Origin of the sequence: Streptomyces sp. NPDC057280 (genome assembly GCF_042668605.1) — a bacterium.
In the GTDB taxonomy this organism is placed as follows: Bacteria; Actinomycetota; Actinomycetes; order Streptomycetales; family Streptomycetaceae; genus Streptomyces.
Genome location: NZ_JBHUYR010000011.1, coordinates 1 through 19,401, shown reverse-complemented (window position 1 = coordinate 19,401; position 19,401 = coordinate 1). Strand labels below are relative to the sequence as shown.

The window sequence follows — 19,401 nt, the reverse complement described above, 5'->3', positions numbered from 1 at the left end:
GGTCTGCGTCTGCCGGGACGGGATCAGTTGCAGGGCGGGCGGTGATGAGGGGGCAGCGGGCGCCGCAGTGGCCGGCGAAGTCGTCACGACACTCCTTGCGGGTTGATTGGGCGGTGGGAACGTGGCTGGAAGGGAGGATCAGGAGCGGGCGGGTGTCTCTGCTTCGGCACATCGGTGGCCTTGGCACGGGCCTGGTGGTGGTCACCGGGTGTCTCCGCTCATCCGACGCTGCAGCTCGCACAGGGTCCGGAACAGCCCTGGCTGCTGGGGGAGTTGGGCGTAGGTGCCCTCCTGGATGATCCTCCCTTCGTTCAAGACCACGAGCCGGTGGGCGACGGCGACGTTGGTGAGGCGATGCGTGATCAGCAGGTTGGCGCCGCCCTTGGCCAGTTCGCGCAGACCGGCGAAGATACGGTGGTCCGCGCCGGCGTAGAGGGCGACTGTGGGCTCATCCAGCACCAGGAGCGCAGTCTGCCGGTGGGACGCGCGGGTGAGGACCAGGCGCTGCCACTGCCCGCCGGAGAGCTGCTGCTGCCTCCGAACCACTCGCTGGTCAGCAGGGTGTTCAGGCCGGAGCGCAGGCCCGGCACATCTCCGCGGCGCCGGACGCCTCGCAGGCGGCGTGCAAGGCCGCATCGCTGGTGTCGCCCTGCCCGAACGGCAGGTGCGTGAACTTCTGGGGCACCAGCGCGACATGCTCCCACGACCCCCACGGGTCGAAGTCCGCTGTGGAGGCGTGGTCCCAGGCCACATCGCCCTCGGTGGGCAACAGCAGCCCGCGCAGGAGGCGCGACAGGTTCGTCTTGCCGGAGCCGTTCTCCCCGCCAGCGCCACGATCTGCCCGCGGCGCACGTGCAGAGAGACGCTGCTCAGGCTGTCCTTGGGGGCGCCGTCGTAGCGGTAGGTGACGTCGCGGACCTCGAAGCTCTCGGGGGCCGCGGGTACGGGAGTGGTGCCGCGTGAGTCGGTCATGGCTTGGCCGTGGGCGTTGTCGCGGAGGTTGTGCCAGTCCTGGACGTACCAGCCGGTGCGCACTAGGCGGGCCCCGCCGTTGATGATGCTGCGCACCGAGCCGGTGGCGGTCTGGAGAGCGAACTCGTCGCGGTTGAGGTATTCCGCTTCTCGAACACCAGCTTCCTGCGGTTCGTCGTCCGGCGCGGTCCCCTTGGGCGGTTGAGGCGGCGGGTCCTGCGTAATGGTCGAGGTGATGGTTCCCCCTAGGACGCTCGCTGCGGCTGAGTCATGAGGTCTAACGACTCGACGGCGATATCGAACACACGTCATTCGGTCGTCCTGGGCAGCCCGCTATTGCCTGCGTCCGCGGATCCCGCAGGGGCCCGATCCCTGGTCTGGCTTGAATCGGCCGCGAGTGGGAAATGGCCGAAACGCCGACGCCGCCAAACCGCGTGGGGATGTACGGCTGGCCATCACGGGTCGGCCCCTCCTAACCGAAGTCTGGATCGGCTTGCAGCAGCCATCCCAACTTTCTCTCGGCGTGGCCGACTACGCCCGTCAGGGCCTGGTGGTCGTGGGTGGACAGGGCGCCGGCTCCCAGCCCGGCCGCGGCGACCACTGCGGTCAATGCGGTTGTCGCCTGGCCGTCCAGGGCTGAAGCGGAGACGGGGTGGTGCAGAGCGTCGCGGGCGGCGTAGACGTCGAGTCGGGCGACACTGACAAGGACGTCGAGCATCCGCGCGGTATGGCGTCCGGCACGGTCCAGTTCAAGGGCAGACAAGGCTGTCCGGGTTTGGAAGGCAGCGGTCAGCGGATCAGGGTGTGCAAGGAACTGGGCGGCCGACGCTCCGCGTTGGAGATGCTCACTCCCGTCGAGTACGAGCGGCGCGCAACACCAGCAGCGCGAGATCAGCTCTCCCGATTCAAGGCAACTCGGGGGCAGGCCGGAGCCTCGACCGAGCCGGAGCGGTTGAGTGCCTCCGAGTTGAGGAGGTGGGACAGCATGCGGCTGTCAGATGTCGTCCCGAACGAGTTTGAGCAGGAGCTCGGTGTTGCGTAGGTCGGGCAGGACGATCTCGGCGCCGGCGGCCTTCAAGGTCGCCTCGTCGCTGTGTCCTGAGGCGATTGCGATGACACGAACGCCGTTGGTGTGGGCGCCTTCAATATCTGCGGGGGTGTCACCCACGAGGACGGCGTTGGTTGACGGGGTGCAGGCGCGCTGCAAGGAGAGGCGGACCAATTCGGCTCGGTTGTCGTGTTCCTCACCGTAGGCTCCGACGTCCCATTGGATGGGGCTGTCGAGGCCGAACACTTGGAGCTTGAGTTCGGCGACCGGGCGGATGTTGCCCGTTACCACGGTCTGCCGGACTTCTTGGGCGTCGAGGGCGTTCAGTATGGCTGCTGCACCAGGCAGGGCGTGGCCGCGTTCGCGCAGGTCCCCCAGGTGGTTGAGGTGCTCGTCGGTGAGGGCCTCGGCGAAACGCTGGAAGTCGGCTGGGTTGGTGGCCAGGCCGTGGAGCTTGGCAGTCTCACGGAAAATCACTCGTTCCGTGATGCCGTCGATCTTGGCTTGCTCACGCATCGGGCACCCGGTGGCCCGCTCGAATGCCGCAGCGGACAGCTCGCGGCCCACACCCCGGGTATCGATCAGGGTGTGGTCGATGTCCCACAAGACCAGTGGCACGGTCCGCCTCCCCAACTCCCGGCCTTCACCGCAGTTTCAGCCGTCCGCAGATTTGTGCGGACCAGCCGTCTGCTGCCCGGCTTGGCCCTACGCTGACGTTACGAGAAGTGCCCAGGAAAGGGGGTCGGCATGACGTTACCCGCCCCGCGTCCACCAATCGGCCTGAGGATCAAGCAGTATCGCCAGGGAGGCAACCGATCCGTCGCTGTGCTGGCTGGCCTGTGCGGCATTTCTGAGCGCTATTGGCACCTGATCGAGGCTGGGACCAAGGTGCCCTCCGCCAACGTGTTGTGCCGCATCGCCGCCGAGTTGGATGCGCCTGTCGGCGCCCTGCTGAGCGAGGAACCGGTTGAAGAGACAGCCGCGCCGAGCGGCGCGGCGCCGGATGTGGCGCGTGTCCTCACGGGTGCTGTACCCGGCCCAAGTGGTGCCCCGGCCAGTGCGGTGCTGCTTCGCGAACGTGTCGAGCAGGCGTGGCGCATCTGGCAGGCCTCGAAGGACCGGTTCACCAAGGCGGCTGACATCCTGCCCGCCCTCATTGCAGATGTGGAGCACGCAGTGCGCGCGCATCGCGGAGAGGGCGATGCAACGGTACGGCGAGAAGTTCTGCGAGTGGCCGCCGACTTGTACGGTCTGCTGCGCTCGTACTGTCGGCGTACAGGCCGCCTCGACCTCGCCCTGATGGTCGCCGACCGCGCGATGCGTGCCGCCGAGGACGCTGACGACCCCGTCCGTATCGCGGCTGCGGCGTGGAACTTCGGCCACGTTCTGCTTTCTCATGATGAACCCGGTGCCGTTGAAGAGGCCAAGGGGATTGCACTGCTGGCCGCGGAGCAACTGCGTCGAGCTCCAAAGAGCTCAGAGGCGTGTGCGATGGAAGGTGCCCTCGAATTGGTGGCCGTGGTAGCCGACGCCCGCCTGCGGAACTGGTGGGAGGCGCGGCGCCGTCTGGAGGAGCGTGCTGCTTCCCTGGCCCGGCGCGTGGGGGAGGGAAACGCGCACTGGACGGTCTTTGGCCCCACCAATGTGTCCCTCCACGCCATGAGCATTGAAATGCTCGCCGGGGAGGCAGCCGAGGGGCTTCGCGTGGCCGACCAGGTAGACATCAGTCAACTGCCCAGTAGAGAGCGCCAGTTCACATTCGGACTGGAAGTAGCCCGCTGCCACGATCTGCGCCGTGAGGACGCCGCCGTCCTCGTCCATCTGCTCAGCCTGGAGGACCTGGCTCCCGAGGATCTGGCCCGCAGCCCGCTCGCCCGGGACATAGTCCTGGGTCTGCGGAGGCGCGTCCGGCCAACCTTCCGTACCCAGGTCAACGCACTGGCCGAGCGCCTTCAGCTGGCCTGACCCACCGAACTGACAGTTCTGCCGAACTCTCAGTTCGCTCTGCCCTGCCGAAGTGGCCGTAAGTTCACGCCCACCTCGGCGAAGGGCGGATGGCGAATGGTCACCACGGTGACGGGGCGGGCAAGCACGGGCGGCGCACAGCTCGTGTGTGCGGGCGACGAGTGGGACGTCATCATGGTTGCCCGCTTCCTCGCCCTGCGAGCCCTAGAGAATCTCACCCAGCCCGGAGCGGTCGTCGTCGACCCGCATCCGTCCCGTCCCGCGCTGTACTTCCTTGTCCCTTCCGGCAGCACAGCCTGCTGGCGACTGCCGCAGCGCGTGGCGTTCGGCGACTTGGACTGGACGCTGCCGCCAGAAGGCAAGGCCACACCGCCCGGGCCCTACTGGCTGATCCAACTCGGCCACGGCCTGACCCGCGTCTGCGAGCTGCGGCGCGCATTAGCGACAGCTGTCGGAAGGCCCGGTGGCCTTGCGGGAGGGCGGTGATGGGACGGTGGCGAAACGCGCACCGGCCCTAGGCGTCGATACCGAACTCGTAGGCCACCTCCCAGCGGGCGTCAGGCACCGTGATGTCAGCCGTCTCCACCGCGCGGCCCTCGCCGGTGTAGTACGTCCGCTCGATGACGAGGACCGGGTCACCGAGACCGATGCCGAGCAGGTTGGCCTGCGCCTGGCTGGCCCGGGAGGGACGCGGCACCTCCACGCACGTGGTGACCTCCATGCCGATGGACCGCATCCGCTCGACGACGCCCAAGCCGGCCAGCGGCCCCATCTCGGGCAGAACAATCGGGGTTTCCCCAGTGATCGACATCGGTTCCCAGCTAACAGAGAGTTGAGCGGGCTGGTTGTCGGCGAGGAACTCGTATTCGGTCCGGACGCACAGCTCACCCGTGTCGATCCCGAGGCGGAGGGCGATCCCGTCCGGGGCCGGAGTGCGGGCCTCCGAGTGTGCCTCCCATGTGCCGGAGCGGCCGATCTCCGCCATGTCGCCGCGGAAGGGGCTGCCACCGCGTTGCTCCCGATGTCGTGCGCGGACCATCCGCCGGCGCTCGCGGGGTGCAGCCACGTAGGTCCCGGACCCGGCACGGCCTTCCAACAGGCCTTCGATGATCAGGCGTTCCTGTGCCTTCTGCAGCACGTTGGCGCCGACGCGGTACTCCGTCGCGAGCCGGGCGCGCGACGGAAGCTTCGCGCCCACCTCCCACTCGCCGTTGGTGATTCGGCGGCGCAGGTCGTTGGCGACCACCTGGTGCTGCGGCGGCTCGTCGTGGCCCATGCGAGGACTCCGTACTGGTCGGCTCGCGGAATGGCACGTTTCGCCATCCCAATTGACAAGTTAATGCATCAGGTTCAAGCTAATGCATTAGAACTACGTTAGGTGATGAATTGTGTGCAGGGGGAGATCTGTGAGCTCGCCAAAGGCCCAGGCCACCGCGATCGCCTCCATGCTCACCGCCGTGTTCGGCGAAGCTCCGACGGAGGACGAGTCCCAGGGACGGACGCGTATCGAGGCCACCGTGCCCGACTCGCTCGGTGAGAGCGCCCGCCTCGATCTACTCACCTTCCTCTACGTGACGGCCGACCGATTCGGCCACCGCCTGGAGAAGAACGGGACCTCCCGGATCTGGGCGGAAGTCGATTACGAAAGCGCCGACGAGAGGGAGAACCAGTGGTGACCGTCACCGCCAAAGCCGCCAATCAGGGCTGCGCGTGTCAGGCGCTGCCCGCAGGTGCTACCTGCAGCGCAGTCGACGTTGAGCTAGCGATTTTCAACTGCGGAGGCATCCGGTGACCCAGTCTTCCCGTCCTGGCATGACGGCATCGCCCAGCACCCCTGAGGGCCCATGCCAAACGCCCACGAGGGCGATTGCAGGCGCACAGTTAGGTCTCTCCACCGCTCAAGCACTCGTCACGTACGTGCCGCCTTCCCTCGGCGAGGCATCCCGGGTGAGGAAGCAGCTGCGCGCGGCTTGCGCCGAGGGCGATCTCCCCCTGTCTGAGGCAGAGCTGGACCGACTGGAGAGTTGTACGGCCGAAATCCTCGCCAACGCCGTTGTCCACGCTCAGACGATGAGCAGGGTGACGGTGCGGTGGACCGGAGCGGCGGTGCGTGTGGAAACCACGGACGCCAACCAGCAGGCCTTGCCCAGGACTTCGCCGAGTGAGCACGACGAGTCGGGGCGGGGCCTGCTGATGGTTCAGGAGATGGCTTCTCGCTGGGGTGTGGAGCACACCGGGGTCGGCAAAACGGTCTGGTTCGAAATCGACCACCCCTCTGACGGTGAAACGGCTCGGGGCCACGAAGACCGGCCAGACGAGACAAGGAGCCGGTTATGAAGCTTGCCCTTGCTTGGGAGCGCGAGACCGCCGCGCTACGGGCTCTTCCCATCGATACGGAACTGGCCGCAGCCGCCGTCGAGCGTGTCCTCGACGCGCAGGCGCAGCTGCCGGACCGGGATGAGGCTGCACTTCTTGCGCTGCTTCTGCGGGGCCATCTCGCCCTGCTCGTGCTCGAGATGACCGAGGCCCTGGATCACGTGAAGCAGGACGAAAGCGTCCGTGTTCGAGGGCGGCGCAGCCTTGCCGAGGCCGAACACCTCCTCGCTAGTCCGCCGATCTACACGGCGCGTGGCACTGCCGCGGTTGTGCCTCTCGCGTACTGCTGTCGCGACTTGCACCGCCACCTCGCGGGCGCGGCGCCCACGCACTGCACCCCCTGACCGGCTTCCTCAGACTCCGCACGAGATGAGACGTTCATGTACGAGATGCGCCCGGCCGCCGAAGGAGACACCCTTGCTGTCCGGGACCTGCTCAGCGCACACAACAGGTGCGCCAGCCGAAACGGCCTGGCACCCGCGGACAGCATCGCCGTCCGTCTCCTGATCGACGATCCCGACGACGACATGGTGCTCATGCTGCTCACAGAGGACAGCGCCGTCGTCGGCTGCGTTGTCCTGCACGCCGCCCTGCCCTTCGGATGGACGCCGAGCGAGCGCGCCGAGCCGTCCCTGGGCCTGTCCGCGCTGCACACCCATCCCGATCAGCAGGGCAACGGTCTCACTCGCCGGATCACCCTGTGGGCGCTCGACTTTGCTGCCCGCCGCCCGGGCACTCGCCTGCACTGGGTACGCGCCACGGTGCCCGGTACCCCACTCGCCGCCTACTTCCGTGACCAGCTGGGCTGGGAGGAAGTCCGCGTCACGCACGACGGCGCGGGACGGCGCTGCAGCCAGATGCAGCACGCCCCGCATCGCCAGCGAGGACTGTCCGCCCTGATTAGGGGAGTGGACCCGATCCTCGGCACCAGCACTCCGCTACCCGCCGCGGCCGTGCAGATGCCGGTCCAGGCCCGTACGGAGGACGAGCGCCTCCTCGACGAGCACCGGGGCAGCCGCACATGAGCGCGCCACCAAGACGACAGTCGCGCAGCCGACTCGCCGACACCGCGATTCCCATGGCACTGGTGGCCCTCGCCGTCGGCGCCTTCGGCCTCGCCCTGCTGCAAGGCCTGCGAACCGGCTGACACCTCGTCGGCCTCCGATCTCCCGGCGCCGGGCGGTACTCACATCCCCCCGGAGTGCGGCACGGCGCCGGGTCTCCTCCTTCCCGTTCCGGCGGACGGGAAGCCGGCCTCAGCCAGCACCACCGGCGAGGCCCGGGCACCACCGCCGCACCCACAGGGCGCGGTGCGACCACCGGCACCGGGCAACCGCCCGGGCCGCAATACCGAGGAAAGAAGGGAGGGATTGTCATGGAGAACCTGTCGAAGTCCGAGACCGCAGCCGCGGCCCAGCAGACCACGACCGTGCGTCTCGCCGACATCGCCGTGCCATCCGGCACCGTGCGGATCGAGGACGTCGAGGACGAGGGCCCCTGACCGGGCCCGTGGCACCAACGTGATCCAGTTCCTGACCCGGTGAGGTGACCGGCACCCGGATCACGCTGCGTCCCTCCGGGACGGTCACCACGCCACGAGCGGTGCCCCTCAACGCCCGTGCGTTGAGGGGCACTTCCCCCCTCCCACCTATTCGTCCTCAACCCTGGGCCCTTGAGAGCCATGACCATTCACGTATTCGTCGGCCCCACCCTTCCCCCGGATGAGACCCTGCTCGTCCACCGGACCGTGCGCCGCCGACCACCCGTCCGACATGGCGATCTGTTCGATGCGGCGATCGCGGACACCGACACCGTCGTCCTCATCGACGGCCTCTACCACCAAGCCGCCGCCCTGCGGCACAAGGAGATCCTTGCCGTCTTGGCTCGCGGGGTGCGTGTCATCGGAGCCGCCAGTCTTGGCGCCCTACGGGCTGCTGAGCTGTGGCCGTATGGCATGGGTGGTGTGGGCAACGTCTACCGCTCCTACCGCAACCTGGAGCTCGTCGGCGACGACGAAGTCGCCGTCGGCCAGGACCCGATGACGGGCCGGGCGTTGACCTGGCCGATGGTGAACTGCCGCTACATCATCAACCTCGCCGTCAGGAATGGGATCCTCACTGGCTCCCAAGCCGCGGCGGTGCTCGAGGCTCTGCATGCGGTCTACTACCCGCAGCGCACCTACGCCGCGATCCGCGCCGTCTGCCGCGACCAGAACGCCACCGCCTTCGCCGACTGGCTCGGCGAACGACGCAGCAGCGACCTGCACTTCGGCGACATCAAGCGCTCCGACGCGCTCAGCGCCATCCGCGTCGCTCTGAACGGACCGGATCCGTGCGGACCTGTCCCCTCAGCGTCGTACACCGACAGCGTGTACTTCCGCCGCTGGTACAACGCTTTCGCGACCGAGTACGTCGACGGTCTGATGCTGCCGACCGGCCTGCGTGTCGCCTATCAGCAGCTGTTCGACCCGGACTTTCGCGGGCTGTGGCAGTGGCATCTCGACCACCTCTCCCGCCGACCGTCCGACGGCAGCCGGGGGATGCCGCTGGCTGAGCGCATGTTCCGTCTCACCGGTCAGGAAGCCGGCCCGCCCGCGGCCCACACGGTGTTCAAGGTGCCGGTCGACCTGCGGGATTCCGGCACCGTCGAGCGGCTCCTGGCCCACGAGACGGATCTGGACCGTCGGGCTGTGGCCCGCTACCTCGCTGCCAACCACGACGCCCGCCGAGAGCTGCCCTTCTACACGCCCGAAACGGTCAGGGACGAGTACGCGATCCGCGTCCTTCAGCAAATCTGGAGGGGGCCGGACACAGGTCTGGAAGAAGAGGCCGTGGCCCGGGGATTTCGAGGCCTGGCTGAGGCCGTGACGGCCATGAAGGTCTTCACAGCCGGCTTTCTGCGTGACCGGGAGCAGCCGGTCACTGATGTCACGGAGGCGACCACTGATGTCCGCCACTGACCTGCTGGCGTTCGACGGCACCGTGCGGGCGTGCGACCCCGAAGCGACCTGGAGTGTGCTGGTGCCGCGGCTGCCGGCCTACGGGATCACCCGCGTCGCCGATCTGACCGGGCTGGACCATCTCGGCCTGCCGGTCTGGGCCGCGCACCGCCCCGTCGCCCATACGCTGACCGTCTCTCAAGGCAAGGGGGCCACGCATCAACTCGCTGCGATCTCGGCGGTGATGGAGGCCGTGGAGCTCCACCATGCCGAGCAGCCCCCGCAGGTCGACTTCGACGGCCCCGCCTTCGCAGTGCATGTCGACTACCCGCTGGAGACCCTTCCGCTGCGCCTCGCGCCCCAGACGTTGTCGGAAGTGGCAGCCCTCAACCGCCTTCCGCAACAGTGGACACAAGGGGTTGGCTTGCTGACAGACCGCTCGCTGCTGGTTCCGGCGGGGGTGGTCTTTCGAGCTCCTCAACCGATGTGGACGCCGGCGCTGTGGCGGTGTACCAGCACCGGCCTTGCCTGCGGCAACACCCATGACGAGGCGTTGGTCCATGCCCTGCTCGAGGTGATCGAGAGGCATGCTCTGCACGTCGACGAGAACACCGGCGGCACCCTACGCAGACTCATCGACGCGGACAGTGTCGACGACCCTTACGTCCGCCAACTCACCGAACGTATCCACGCCAGTGGCACCAGCCTCGAGCTGTACGTCGTCGACAACGCCTTCGCGCTGCCCGTCTGCCTAGCTTACCTGTGGTCCCAGGACTACCCGGTCTGGTTCGCCGGCACCGGCTGCCACAGTGACCCGCACATCGCGCTCAGCCGCGCCATCACCGAGGCCGCACAGTCCCGCCTCACCTCGATCTCGGGCACCCGCGACGACCTGCCCGGCCACAACGACGCATTCGCCGCCCCCCAACCCGCTCCTGCGAGCCCCCGGCAGACACCGGCCAGCTGGGACGGTCAGCTCAGGACCTGCCGACCACCCACGGCGGCCACCTTCACCGAACTTGTGCAGGCGCTCGCCGAACGCCTGCACAAGACGACCGGCTACGAGCCCGTCGCCGTCACCCTCTCCGCCCCCGACGCCCCCTTCGCAGCTGTCAAGGTCGTCGCACCCGGCACCCGCTCCCGTACCCGAAGGGACATCCCCCGATGACCCACCTCACCGATCGCGAGTTGGAGCAGGCCGGCCACTACGACGCCTTCCACGCCGCCCGCGCCGAAAGCCCCCTCGTCTCCGAGCTGTACGCACGCGCCATGGGGGATGCCTACCCGGCCGAAGTCGCCCCCTACAGCTCCTGCGACTGGCCCCTGCTCGGCACCCTGACCAGCCGCCTCAAACTCCGCCCCGGCCAGCTCCTGGCGGACATCGGCTGCGGCACCGGCGGCGTCGGCCTATGGCTGGCCCGCGCACTGAACACACGGCTCGTCGGGATCGACGTCTCCGCCAAAGCCGTGCGCCTCGCCATCGAACGTCGCGCGGACTTCGTCGGCGATGAACGGGCGCACTTCACTGTCGGCAGCCTGGAGACCACCGGCCTGCCCGACGCCTGCGCCCACGGGCTGATCTGCATCGACGCACTGTTCAATGCCGCCGACCGGATTGCGGCCCTGACCGAGTTCCACCGGGTCCTCGCCCCCGGCGGCCGCGCCGTGCTGACGCGCACCCTGCCTGCCGGCGGCCGCACTGAGGTCAGAGCACAGGCCCGCGCAGCCGGGCTGACGGTCGAACACATCGACACCCGCCACGGTGAACCCGACCTGTGGCACCGGGTCTATCAGCTATGGAGGGTGAACGAGGACCGCTTACGTCTGGAACTCGGCCCCGACCAGGCCGCCAACATGCTGGCCGAAGCTCACCGCATGCAGCCTAGGCTTGCTACCCGCCGAGCCGTCATCGTCACCCTCCGCCGCCCCGCGCCCAGTCGCCGCACGCGAACTAGGGCATAGGCTCACCCGAGATCACTGAAAGAGGAAACGCCAGATGAACAAGGTCGCGGTGCTGTCCGCCGGCTCTTGGGGCACGACCATGGCGATGGTGCTGGCCGACGCCGGCAACACCGTCACCCTCCACGCCCGACGCAGCGAGATCGCCGACGCGATCAACACCCGGCACGAGAACCCCGCCTACCTGCCCGGCATCACCCTGCCCGCCGCGATCCGCGCCACCACCGACCCGGCCGACGCCCTGAACGGCGCCCAGCACGTCATCGTGTCCATCCCCGCCCAGACGCTGCGCACCAACCTGACTGCTTGGGCCCCCCTCATCCCGGCCGACGCCGTCGTGGTCAGCCTCATGAAGGGGATCGAAACCCACACCGGGCTGCGGATGAGTCAGGTCATCGTGGAGGCCGTCGGCATCCCCGCCGAGCGGGTCGCCGTCCTGTCCGGCCCCAACCTGGCCCGCGAGATCGCCGCCCGTCAGCCGGCCGCGTCCGTCATCGCCTGCCCCGACGAGACCGCCGCGAAGACGCTGCAGGCCGTCTGCCTCACCCCGTACTTCCGCCCCTACACCGACACCGACGTCATCGGCTGCGAACTCGGCGGCACCGTGAAGAACGTCATTGCCCTCGCCGTCGGCCTCGCCACCGGCCTGGGGCTCGGCGACAACGCCCGCGCGGTGCTCATCACCCGCGGTCTCGCCGAGACGGCCCGCCTCGGTACGGCCCTGGGCGCCGAACCCCTCACGTTCGCTGGCCTTTCCGGCGTCGGCGATCTGCAGGCCACCTGCTCCTCGCCGCTCTCACGCAACCGCACCTTCGGTGAACACCTCGGCCGCGGCCTGACCGTCGCCGAAGCCACCACCGCCACCGGCCAGACAGCTGAGGGCGTCAAGTCCAGCCAGGCCATCCTCGATCTGGCCCGCGCCCACGGCGTCGAAATGCCCATCACCGAGGTCGTCGTCGGCGTCATCAACGACCAGCTCACCGTCCAGGACGCCGCATCCCGCCTCCTGGCACGCGCCCCCAAGCCCGAGCGCTACCAGTCCTGAACCCAACAGGCCACCCTGCGGCGGGGGTGCACACCTTGGTTCCCAGGAGCCCGTGCGCGTTTTGTGACCAAGAGCGGGTCCGCCTCCTGATGTGGCGAGAGGGGCCGCTGGCCGCTCCCGGCCCGCCGAGGTGCGGGAACGGGAGCGGCACGCCCCTCTCGAAATGCCGGCACGAGGGGCACGCCTTCCGGACGGGAAGGGCTACGGCAGCCGAAGGCGCCGTTGTTTACATGATGAGCACTCCGCGGCCGGGCGCAGCCGAATCCGGGAACTTCACCCCGAAAGCCTGACGCTCCCGTGCGCCGGGGCGCACGGAAGCTGGCGTGCGCCCCCAGGGGCTCCCGGCGCATTGTTCCGCGATTCCGTGATCACGTGGCGTGACCGGTTGATCGCGCTCCATGCTGGCCTCCGGTTCCTCGACACCGCGGCCGGCACCGCGCAGAGGAGCTGTTCCGGACAGGTACACAAACGGGTACGTGGGAAGGCTCTTCGATGTCCAGAAGGCAGGTGTGGGCCGTCATCGCGTTGGTGACGGTCTCCGCGTGGAGCGCGGTGATGGCCGTGTTCGGGCAGACTACGGCGGTCGCCGCCGTCGTCCCCTCAGTGATCTTGATGGTGGAACAGGTAGGCGTCGTGCTGGCTGGTGGCGAGCCGCGCCGTTCCCGGACCGGCTCCGGTGCCGCGGGCTTGGAACCCGCCGCTGAGGGCGGGGACGAGGAGCGCGCCGGGTGAGCGCACCACCGGTGCCCCCACAGCCCGACGGGGGCCAAAGCGGCCGGCCGGGCCGCAAACTCGGGCCGATCTCGGACGGGGTCGGTCCCACCCACCGGGCCTGGCTCGAGCCCTTACGCGCGAGGTTCCTGGCCAGCGGCCTGACCATCAGCGACCTCAGCGAGCGCTCCGGCTGGGCCAAGTCGAAGATCTCCGAACTGCTGCGCGGGGCGGGCTTGTACCCGCGCTGGGAGATCACCCACGGGCTGCTGCAGGTACTGGAGATCCCGACCTGGCCCATGCGCCGACTGTGGATGGCCGCGGCCCTGGAAGCGCATAAGAAGCCTGACTGGATCGACGGCTGCATACAGAAAGTCGCTCTGTCCACCGGCCCCGTAGAACCGCCGCTGGAGCACCAGGCATTCACCGACCTCAACCGCGACGCCTACACCGCCTACGCGAGGGTCTTCCTCGAGGACCCGGAAGCCTTCGAAGCGGTTCAGGAAACCTTCGACCTGCTGTGGCTGCGCTGGCACGAAGCACTGGCCAGCTCCGACGTTGTCGCCTTCGCCTGGCCCGTGCTGCGCGAACGGGTCATGGACCGCGCCTACCACAGCGAAGACGGCCACCCCGAACTCACGCACGCCGCCTTCAACACCATCGCGCTGAGCCACCTCACCGACGACGACGCCCGCTTCCGCCAGATCGCCGAATCCCTCGCCCTGTTCAGAGCGATCAGCCGACTGCCCGCCCCTCAGCTTGACGTCATGGTCCTCACCCACCTCCTCGGCCTGGACCACGCCGCCGTCGCCGACGTCCTCGGCACCCCGATCGCCGCGGTCCACTCCACCGACCGCTACGCCCGCAAATCCCTGACCACCGCTCTTGGCCCCCAGCACGCCCCGGGAGACATACCGCATGACCCCCATTGACCAACTCCTCGCCCGTGCTCGTCTCCTCGACCACCGCGTCGTCCCCCGTGACATCGTCCCCACGACCGCCACCTTGCTGCCGGCGCTGCCCGTCCTCAGTGCAGATCCCGAACAGGAACGAGCGGCAGGTGAGTTGAAGACCCTGTGCGAGACCGTCCTTGCCCACACCACCCCCGCTCTGCTGCAGGCATTCATCACCGAGCACCTGCCCGAACCCCCTGCGGCCCGGGTGCTCGGCTGCGCCCTGCAGTTGGCGGACGACCAGGACAGCGCCCGCTCCTGGTGGCAGTACGCCGCCGGCGCTGGCGACGACCTCGCCCCCTACTGCCTTTACCTGCAGCACCTCGGTCACGGCGACACCGACGCCGCCGACTGGTGGCTGCACCAAAGCCACATCGACGAGGACACCGATGAGCCTGATCCGCACGTCCCCGACTACGACGACAGCTTCCCCACTGTCCTGCGCGTTCTCACCCAGCTCGACGCCACCACCCGACCCCGCACCGAAGTCGCCGACGCCGTCATGCACTACGTTCCTGCAGCAGTCGCCCTGGGCTACCTCGACCACCCGGACTTCGACATGCCTCTGCCCCCGGAGGACTTCGCCGAGCAACTCGGCATCCTGCTCGCGGCGGCCGCAGCCGCTAACGCGTTCGCAAAGCAAAGAGCACGCCGGGCCGCACCCCGCCTGCCAGGCCGACGCTCCTCGAGACCACGTCCGAAACCCACGACACCGGACCAGGAGTAGCCGAACACCGGGCAGCCACAAGTATTCCCGCCTGCGCCGGTGCGGGTTGCCGACACCCGTGACAAATGCCCTCAGGTCAACCGAAGGCCCCCAACACAAGCCAGTGAAGAAGCGCTGATCGCGCGCACCGGTACCAGCTCCGGGTCTACGGCCGTACGGCTCCCTGGCGCTCGCTGTTGGGCCCGTCTCCCGGCATCCGCGGCTCCCTGTCCTTTCACATGGATAGACGCCCCAGGCCTACCCGTTGCGAGTCGGCCGCTTGTCCGACCGTAGGGGGTGTCGCACGGCCAGGTCTCATGTGTTGGAGGTCGTTGCGGGGAGCCGGTACGGCTCCAGTGCGTTCAAGCGCGTGGCGTAGTCGGGGTGGGTGGAAAGGAGCTGGTGGCGTCGCCTCCGACTGGTGCTGGTGCTGGTGCTGGTGCTGGTGCTGGTGCTGGTGCTGGGCACGGGGGCCGGACCCGCTTGCTGCTCTTGATGGTGCAGCCGCGTGAGGAGCTGGGCCAGCGAGGGGCCGAAGCCGAGTTGGGTTGCGTAGCGGTCAGCGCGGAGTTCGGCCTGACGCCCGACGTAGGCGAGTCCATACGGAACCAGCAGTATGATCAGCGGCAGCCCGTAGGACGCGAGCGCCAGGCCGACAAGGAGAGCGCCGAACAACAGTGTGACCAGCGCCGTACCGAGGATGCTGAACACACGGGCCACCACGAACAGGACGTTGGCAACGGTGCGCACGATGATCCATACCATTCGGCCGGGCAGGGCGTACCAGTAGCCGAGCAGCGTGGCCCAGGCATGACCGCCGATGTGATGTCCCAACTCATGTGCGAGGACGGCGGCCAGCTCGTGCTCGGGCAGCCGTTCCACGGCAAAGCGGGTGACCCCCACCAGATGGCCGGCGGTGGAGACACCGTTGGGCCGATCGCTGTCCTCGACCCACAGCTCGTACCTGCGGCGTTCCAGGCCGGCGCGGGCGAGGACCTCGCGCCACGCAGGCTCGATGCGGGCCATCTCCTGGGCAGTGGGCTGCCGCAGACGCATGAGGTATCGGGCGATGGCACGTTCGGTGGGTCGGTGAAAGACCAAGGCACCGCTAGCCAGCCAGATCAGGATCACCATGACCCAATACCGTCCCAGGAAGGCCCCAGCGACGCCCAGGACAGCCATACTGCACAGCAGGTTCGGCAGGTGCAGGAGCAGCGTCCCGACGGCCGTGACATCAGGGCGCCGGGCCACTGAATTCGCCCGGGACCAGCGTGTCCAGGGCGATTCGAAGACTATGTACCCGACGGCCGGTGCCACAACGGTCAACGGAACGAGCCAGAGCCAGGCCCGGACATCGTCGGAGGCAGGCAGCGGCGTCCGTCCCCGGGAGGCGGCGTTGATGCGGCGCAGACCCGCTGCGGCGCCGATACACACGACTACGGCGGCGACGCTCGCGGTGGTCATCAGCGCGGCCCGCAGTACCTGCACTCCCCGGGCGATATGGACGCCGACGGTCCCCGGGCGCTTTCCCATCACCTCGGCGACCTCATGCTGGGTGAACCCCCAGGCCTTTGCCGCATACACCGCTGTTCTCTGCTGAACGGGCAACTGTGCCAACGCACGCTGGACATCGCAGATCGCGACGGCCACTTCCTCCACGCTGCCCATCGCGTATGGAGCGGGTAACTCGGCGGTGCGGTCGGCCAATTGGGCCCGCTCCTCGAGTTCCAGCAGCCGATGCTTGATCACCTTGTAGAGGTAGGCCCGTGGCCGCACGATATGCAGTGGATTGCGGTAGGCCTGCGCGAAAGCGTCCTGGACGACGTCTTCCGCATCCACGTGGGAGAGGGCTGCCCTGGACTCACGCAACCGTCGACGGGCGTAACCGACCATCTCCCCGTAGTGCCGCTCGTACACCGCTTCGAGGGCCAGGCCCTCCACCGGCTCAGACATCCTGCCCCCGCCCCGTCCCCGCAGACTTGCCCCGGCCGAGCCGGGCCCGCACCACTTCCGCCTCCCCATAGGCACGGATCCGCTGAGCTGTTGCATGGTTGCGATCCGCCATACTGCGCACAAGCTCCACGACACTCGGCAGCAGGAAGCCCAGCACCACAAGTACCAGAGTCGTAAGATCCATCGCTCCTCCTTCGCGCCACGGCCCTACGCGCCCTCGCCGTGAGGGCAGCCGTCACACCTGAAGAGGGACCAGCCGCGCATTCTCTTTACTCGGCGCACCCATATTTCTGATCACGCGATCCGGCGCTCAACGCCGTAGACCGTGGTACCGACCGGCAGCACCCGAGTTGCAACGGGATGCATCGCGTGCCGCAGGCCTCACAGGGCCGTGCGACCGGACCGGGAAAGGCGCCGCTGACACGAGCAGCCGATGCACGGGCCAGCCCATCTCAGCAGTGCCTCGAAGGCAGACCGGAACCAAGGCACCGCATAGCGCAGGTCTTCGACTGCGCGAGTGAATGCCGCGTGACAAGGCCGCATACCGCGACGCGCCCCAGTCCGGGGACGGCACAAGGGCGCAGGGTGGCGGTGTGGACGTTGAAAAGGTCACCAGAGCGCTGTACCGGCTACGGCCAGAGGAGTTCATCGCGGCCCGGGATGCGCGGGTGGCGGAGGCCCGCCGGGCGAAGGACGCGGCCGCGGCCAGCCGGATCGCCGGGTTGCGGCGGCCCACGCTCGCGGCCTGGGCCTCGAATCTGTTCCTACGCTGGCGCCCTGAGGAGGCGCGGCGGCTGCTGGAGCTGGGGGAGACGCTGCGTCAGGCGCATCGGACGCTGGATGCCGGGCAGTTGCGCCAGGCGAGCCGTCGGCAGCACCAGATGATCACCTTGCTGGCGCGGGAGACGGCCGAGCTCGCACAGCAGGCCGGGTTGCCGTTGACGGAGGTGGTGCGGCACGAGGTCGAGCAGATCCTGCACGCTGTCCTGGCTGATGCGCAGGTTTCTGAGGAATGGGCGGCAGCCCGGCTGACGAAAGCGCCGCCGGCAACTGTGGACTTCACCGCGGTCACCCCCGAGATTCTGCCGGAACGCCACCGGCCGCCAGCGGCTGCGGCATCCGCGCCGACACGCGGGACGAAGTCCCAGCCGACCAAGTCCGATCGGCGCGGGGAGGCGCGGCGCGAGCGAGTGAAGCGGGCCCGAGCGCGCACCGATGAGGCGGCGACGGCGGCCCGGCGTAGCCAGGACGCCCTCACGGAGGCGCAGGACGCGAAGCAGGCCGCCGATGCCCGTGCTGGACGAGCGCGGGATCGGGTGGCCGAGCTGGAGGAGCAACTGCAAAGAGCCCGTGAGGAACTGCGCGAGGCGACTGAGGCGGCGGGCCTCGCCGTCACCGCGGTGGCAGACGCTGCCCGGGCTGCCGACAACGCCCGCCGGATGGCGGACCGGGCGAGCCGGGAACTGACCAAACTCACCGAAGACGCGGACGAGACATAGCCGGCCCCGCACCTTCGGCCAGCCCGACTCCGCCACGCGCCAGCCCCGGCACGGCAGCCGCCCCCTTCAGCGGGCGAGGGTGACCTCGACGGGGCTGTTCGGGCAGCTGTTGAGGATGTCGGTGAGCGCGGCCTGCTCGGCGGTGTCGATGGCCAGCTGCCACCGGGTCTTGATGGTGATCCAGTCGGTGGCGTAGGTGCAGCGGTAGCCAGCAGCAGGGGGCTGCCAGGTGGCCGGGTCCTGATCACTCTTGCTGCGGTTGGAGGCCGCGGAGACCGCGATCAGCGCGCGGGTGTCACCGAGGTCGTTGGCGTAGTCCTGGCGCTCCTTGGCCGTCCAGGCGGAGGCGCCGGAGTCCCAGGCCTCGGCGAGCGGCACGAGGTGGTCGATGTCCAGGGAGCGGGCGACGGTGAAGTAGGTGTCGTCGTAGGGCGAGTACCAACTGCCCCCGGTCAGTGCACAGTTCGCTCCAACAGTGGGCGCGGTGACGGCTTCCTCGATGAGGACCTCGTTGCGGGTTGAGCAGCCGTCGCGGTCGGCGTCGATCCAGTGCCGGAACTTGTCCCGGCTTTAGCCGGTGCGGTCCTCGTCCCGGGCGGGCAGAGCCGCGAGGGCGTCGCGTACGGGCAGCGCCACCGTGTCGCCGGGTTCGGCGGCATGCGCGGTGGTGGGGGCGAGCACGACGGTGAGCGCGGACAGTACAGCGGCGGAAGTGTGCAGGGCGCGAGCGAGGAGCACGAGTAGTGGACCCTTTCGAAGATCACGGACAGGCTGTGTTCTTCGTAGCGGATGCTGTCCTGGCCCCTTCGGAGAACACCGCAGGCGTCACTCGTCCGGCTCTGTGAGCTGTTGGAGTCCTGGGTCCGTACAGTGGTGCTGTACTACCCACGGCGTACCGGCCCCTGCCGCCAGCACAGCGCCGAGTATGACATCCCCCACCTGCGGAAATGGTTACGCGGCAAGCGCATCGGCGTGCGCATCGCCCGCAAAGGCGTCGAGTCCAGCGAACGCTTGGGCCGCCGCAGGTGGGTGATCGAGCGGACGATCTCCTGGCTGTCCGGCTATCGCAGACTCAGTCCCCGTTACGAGCGCCACCCACGCAACTACCTGGCCTTTCTCGGCCTTGCCGCAGCCCTGTGCTGCTACAAGCGACTGGTCCGCCTCACCACATAGGACACCGTCTTAGAGGTCCTAACAGAAGTCGGTTGATCATGTGACTGTCGGTGTGGTGGTTCGTTGGTGCAGTCGTGGGGAAGCACCAGCCGAGGCCGTGGGT

General features: G+C 68.6%; 22 protein-coding genes and 2 pseudogenes. 17 read left to right on the top strand and 7 right to left on the bottom strand.

Annotated elements, in window-relative coordinates; translation table 11 throughout:
* Positions 1-201: 201 nt before the first annotated feature.
* The 4 genes from ACFUO4_RS38900 to ACFUO4_RS38885 all read right to left on the bottom strand — a co-directional run bounded on the left by ACFUO4_RS38900 (position 202) and on the right by ACFUO4_RS38885 (position 2,638).
* Positions 202-636, bottom strand: a complete 435-nt coding sequence (locus tag ACFUO4_RS38900; protein ID WP_383494060.1) for an ATP-binding cassette domain-containing protein — start codon at positions 634-636, stop codon at positions 202-204.
* Entirely contained in the window at positions 566-769 is a 204-nt protein-coding gene (locus tag ACFUO4_RS38895; protein WP_383494057.1) for a hypothetical protein, read from the bottom strand. Before ACFUO4_RS38895 ends, ACFUO4_RS38900 begins: the two co-directional genes overlap by 71 nt.
* Positions 770-1,444: 675 nt before the next feature.
* The gene (locus tag ACFUO4_RS38890) at positions 1,445-1,690 is read right to left on the bottom strand and encodes a hypothetical protein (RefSeq protein ID WP_383494054.1); all 246 of its coding nucleotides are present in this window, start codon (positions 1,688-1,690) and stop codon (positions 1,445-1,447) included.
* A 276-nt stretch (positions 1,691-1,966) separates the two neighbouring features.
* Positions 1,967-2,638 carry an HAD family hydrolase gene (locus ACFUO4_RS38885; RefSeq protein ID WP_383494051.1) on the bottom strand — a complete coding sequence of 224 codons (672 nt, stop codon included), beginning with the start codon at positions 2,636-2,638 and terminating at the stop codon, positions 1,967-1,969.
* Between the two features lie 129 nt (positions 2,639-2,767).
* Here ACFUO4_RS38885 and ACFUO4_RS38880 point away from each other — a divergent pair, with 129 nt between their 5' ends.
* On the top strand, positions 2,768-3,985 hold the full coding sequence (locus tag ACFUO4_RS38880) for a helix-turn-helix domain-containing protein (protein ID WP_383494048.1): 1,218 nt from the start codon (positions 2,768-2,770) through the stop codon (positions 3,983-3,985).
* A gap of 96 nt (positions 3,986-4,081) precedes the next feature.
* The gene (locus ACFUO4_RS38875) at positions 4,082-4,471 is read left to right on the top strand and encodes a hypothetical protein (RefSeq protein WP_383494045.1); all 390 of its coding nucleotides are present in this window, start codon (positions 4,082-4,084) and stop codon (positions 4,469-4,471) included.
* A 28-nt stretch (positions 4,472-4,499) separates the two neighbouring features.
* Here the strand turns inward: ACFUO4_RS38875 and ACFUO4_RS38870 are convergent, their stop codons facing one another.
* Positions 4,500-5,261: a GntR family transcriptional regulator gene (locus ACFUO4_RS38870; protein WP_383494041.1), complete on the bottom strand. Its 762-nt coding sequence runs from the start codon at positions 5,259-5,261 to the stop codon at positions 4,500-4,502.
* Between the two features lie 130 nt (positions 5,262-5,391).
* On the opposite strand from ACFUO4_RS38870, the gene ACFUO4_RS38865 reads away from it, so the two are divergent.
* From ACFUO4_RS38865 to ACFUO4_RS38805, 13 genes are all read left to right on the top strand, one after another.
* Complete coding sequence (locus ACFUO4_RS38865; protein WP_383494038.1) at positions 5,392-5,661, top strand: hypothetical protein; 270 nt, start codon at positions 5,392-5,394, stop codon at positions 5,659-5,661.
* Between the two features lie 136 nt (positions 5,662-5,797).
* Complete coding sequence (locus ACFUO4_RS38860; protein WP_383494034.1) at positions 5,798-6,322, top strand: ATP-binding protein; 525 nt, start codon at positions 5,798-5,800, stop codon at positions 6,320-6,322.
* On the top strand, positions 6,319-6,705 hold the full coding sequence (locus ACFUO4_RS38855) for a DUF6415 family natural product biosynthesis protein (RefSeq protein WP_383494031.1): 387 nt from the start codon (positions 6,319-6,321) through the stop codon (positions 6,703-6,705). Before ACFUO4_RS38860 ends, ACFUO4_RS38855 begins: the two co-directional genes overlap by 4 nt.
* Positions 6,706-6,741: 36 nt before the next feature.
* Positions 6,742-7,386: a GNAT family N-acetyltransferase gene (locus tag ACFUO4_RS38850; RefSeq protein ID WP_383494028.1), complete on the top strand. Its 645-nt coding sequence runs from the start codon at positions 6,742-6,744 to the stop codon at positions 7,384-7,386.
* Positions 7,383-7,508, top strand: a complete 126-nt coding sequence (locus ACFUO4_RS38845; RefSeq protein ID WP_383494025.1) for a hypothetical protein — start codon at positions 7,383-7,385, stop codon at positions 7,506-7,508. The genes ACFUO4_RS38850 and ACFUO4_RS38845 overlap by 4 nt, the downstream gene beginning before the upstream one ends.
* A gap of 228 nt (positions 7,509-7,736) precedes the next feature.
* The gene (locus tag ACFUO4_RS38840; protein ID WP_383494022.1) at positions 7,737-7,862 is read left to right on the top strand and encodes a hypothetical protein; all 126 of its coding nucleotides are present in this window, start codon (positions 7,737-7,739) and stop codon (positions 7,860-7,862) included.
* Positions 7,863-8,042: 180 nt separating this feature from the next.
* Positions 8,043-9,320 carry a TfuA-like protein gene (locus tag ACFUO4_RS38835; RefSeq protein ID WP_383494019.1) on the top strand — a complete coding sequence of 426 codons (1,278 nt, stop codon included), beginning with the start codon at positions 8,043-8,045 and terminating at the stop codon, positions 9,318-9,320.
* Positions 9,307-10,467 carry a YcaO-like family protein gene (locus tag ACFUO4_RS38830; protein WP_383494014.1) on the top strand — a complete coding sequence of 387 codons (1,161 nt, stop codon included), beginning with the start codon at positions 9,307-9,309 and terminating at the stop codon, positions 10,465-10,467. The genes ACFUO4_RS38835 and ACFUO4_RS38830 overlap by 14 nt, the downstream gene beginning before the upstream one ends.
* On the top strand, positions 10,464-11,261 hold the full coding sequence (locus ACFUO4_RS38825) for a class I SAM-dependent methyltransferase (protein WP_383494011.1): 798 nt from the start codon (positions 10,464-10,466) through the stop codon (positions 11,259-11,261). The genes ACFUO4_RS38830 and ACFUO4_RS38825 overlap by 4 nt, the downstream gene beginning before the upstream one ends.
* Positions 11,262-11,295: 34 nt before the next feature.
* Positions 11,296-12,303, top strand: coding sequence for an NAD(P)H-dependent glycerol-3-phosphate dehydrogenase (locus ACFUO4_RS38820; protein ID WP_383494008.1), 1,008 nt, complete (start codon positions 11,296-11,298; stop codon positions 12,301-12,303).
* 492 nt (positions 12,304-12,795) lie between these two features.
* Entirely contained in the window at positions 12,796-13,035 is a 240-nt protein-coding gene (locus ACFUO4_RS38815; protein ID WP_383494005.1) for a hypothetical protein, read from the top strand.
* Positions 13,032-13,946 carry a sigma factor-like helix-turn-helix DNA-binding protein gene (locus ACFUO4_RS38810; RefSeq protein ID WP_383494002.1) on the top strand — a complete coding sequence of 305 codons (915 nt, stop codon included), beginning with the start codon at positions 13,032-13,034 and terminating at the stop codon, positions 13,944-13,946. Before ACFUO4_RS38815 ends, ACFUO4_RS38810 begins: the two co-directional genes overlap by 4 nt.
* A complete protein-coding gene (locus ACFUO4_RS38805) occupies positions 13,933-14,694 on the top strand; it encodes a hypothetical protein (RefSeq protein WP_383494000.1) in 762 nt (253 codons plus the stop codon). Before ACFUO4_RS38810 ends, ACFUO4_RS38805 begins: the two co-directional genes overlap by 14 nt.
* A 294-nt stretch (positions 14,695-14,988) precedes the next feature.
* On the opposite strand, the gene ACFUO4_RS38800 is transcribed toward ACFUO4_RS38805, so the two are convergent.
* Positions 14,989-16,626 carry a sigma-70 family RNA polymerase sigma factor gene (locus ACFUO4_RS38800; protein ID WP_383493997.1) on the bottom strand — a complete coding sequence of 546 codons (1,638 nt, stop codon included), beginning with the start codon at positions 16,624-16,626 and terminating at the stop codon, positions 14,989-14,991.
* A 593-nt stretch (positions 16,627-17,219) separates the two neighbouring features.
* Here ACFUO4_RS38800 and ACFUO4_RS38795 point away from each other — a divergent pair.
* On the top strand, positions 17,220-18,125 hold the full coding sequence (locus ACFUO4_RS38795; protein ID WP_383493994.1) for a hypothetical protein: 906 nt from the start codon (positions 17,220-17,222) through the stop codon (positions 18,123-18,125).
* A gap of 66 nt (positions 18,126-18,191) precedes the next feature.
* Here the strand turns inward: ACFUO4_RS38795 and ACFUO4_RS38790 are convergent.
* A pseudogene (locus ACFUO4_RS38790) lies at positions 18,192-18,845 on the bottom strand (HNH endonuclease family protein).
* 204 nt (positions 18,846-19,049) lie between these two features.
* Here ACFUO4_RS38790 and ACFUO4_RS38785 point away from each other — a divergent pair.
* Positions 19,050-19,298 (top strand): annotated as a pseudogene (locus tag ACFUO4_RS38785) (transposase); the annotation flags it as partial.
* Between the last annotated feature and the right edge of the window lie 103 nt (positions 19,299-19,401).

What these genes read in the sequence shown, in the direction of transcription:
- ACFUO4_RS38900 (WP_383494060.1), bottom strand. Translation starts at nt 636, where the DNA reads ATGCGGCCTTGCACGCCGCCTGCGAGGCGTCCGGCGCCGCGGAGATGT.
- ACFUO4_RS38890 (WP_383494054.1), bottom strand. Translation starts at nt 1,690, where the DNA reads ATGCTCGACGTCCTTGTCAGTGTCGCCCGACTCGACGTCTACGCCGCC.
- ACFUO4_RS38880 (WP_383494048.1), top strand. Translation starts at nt 2,768, where the DNA reads ATGACGTTACCCGCCCCGCGTCCACCAATCGGCCTGAGGATCAAGCAG.
- ACFUO4_RS38875 (WP_383494045.1), top strand. Translation starts at nt 4,082, where the DNA reads ATGGTCACCACGGTGACGGGGCGGGCAAGCACGGGCGGCGCACAGCTC.
- ACFUO4_RS38870 (WP_383494041.1), bottom strand. Translation starts at nt 5,261, where the DNA reads ATGGGCCACGACGAGCCGCCGCAGCACCAGGTGGTCGCCAACGACCTG.
- ACFUO4_RS38860 (WP_383494034.1), top strand. Translation starts at nt 5,798, where the DNA reads ATGACGGCATCGCCCAGCACCCCTGAGGGCCCATGCCAAACGCCCACG.
- ACFUO4_RS38855 (WP_383494031.1), top strand. Translation starts at nt 6,319, where the DNA reads ATGAAGCTTGCCCTTGCTTGGGAGCGCGAGACCGCCGCGCTACGGGCT.
- ACFUO4_RS38850 (WP_383494028.1), top strand. Translation starts at nt 6,742, where the DNA reads ATGTACGAGATGCGCCCGGCCGCCGAAGGAGACACCCTTGCTGTCCGG.
- ACFUO4_RS38845 (WP_383494025.1), top strand. Translation starts at nt 7,383, where the DNA reads ATGAGCGCGCCACCAAGACGACAGTCGCGCAGCCGACTCGCCGACACC.
- ACFUO4_RS38840 (WP_383494022.1), top strand. Translation starts at nt 7,737, where the DNA reads ATGGAGAACCTGTCGAAGTCCGAGACCGCAGCCGCGGCCCAGCAGACC.
- ACFUO4_RS38835 (WP_383494019.1), top strand. Translation starts at nt 8,043, where the DNA reads ATGACCATTCACGTATTCGTCGGCCCCACCCTTCCCCCGGATGAGACC.
- ACFUO4_RS38830 (WP_383494014.1), top strand. Translation starts at nt 9,307, where the DNA reads ATGTCCGCCACTGACCTGCTGGCGTTCGACGGCACCGTGCGGGCGTGC.
- ACFUO4_RS38825 (WP_383494011.1), top strand. Translation starts at nt 10,464, where the DNA reads ATGACCCACCTCACCGATCGCGAGTTGGAGCAGGCCGGCCACTACGAC.
- ACFUO4_RS38820 (WP_383494008.1), top strand. Translation starts at nt 11,296, where the DNA reads ATGAACAAGGTCGCGGTGCTGTCCGCCGGCTCTTGGGGCACGACCATG.
- ACFUO4_RS38815 (WP_383494005.1), top strand. Translation starts at nt 12,796, where the DNA reads ATGTCCAGAAGGCAGGTGTGGGCCGTCATCGCGTTGGTGACGGTCTCC.
- ACFUO4_RS38805 (WP_383494000.1), top strand. Translation starts at nt 13,933, where the DNA reads ATGACCCCCATTGACCAACTCCTCGCCCGTGCTCGTCTCCTCGACCAC.
- ACFUO4_RS38800 (WP_383493997.1), bottom strand. Translation starts at nt 16,626, where the DNA reads ATGTCTGAGCCGGTGGAGGGCCTGGCCCTCGAAGCGGTGTACGAGCGG.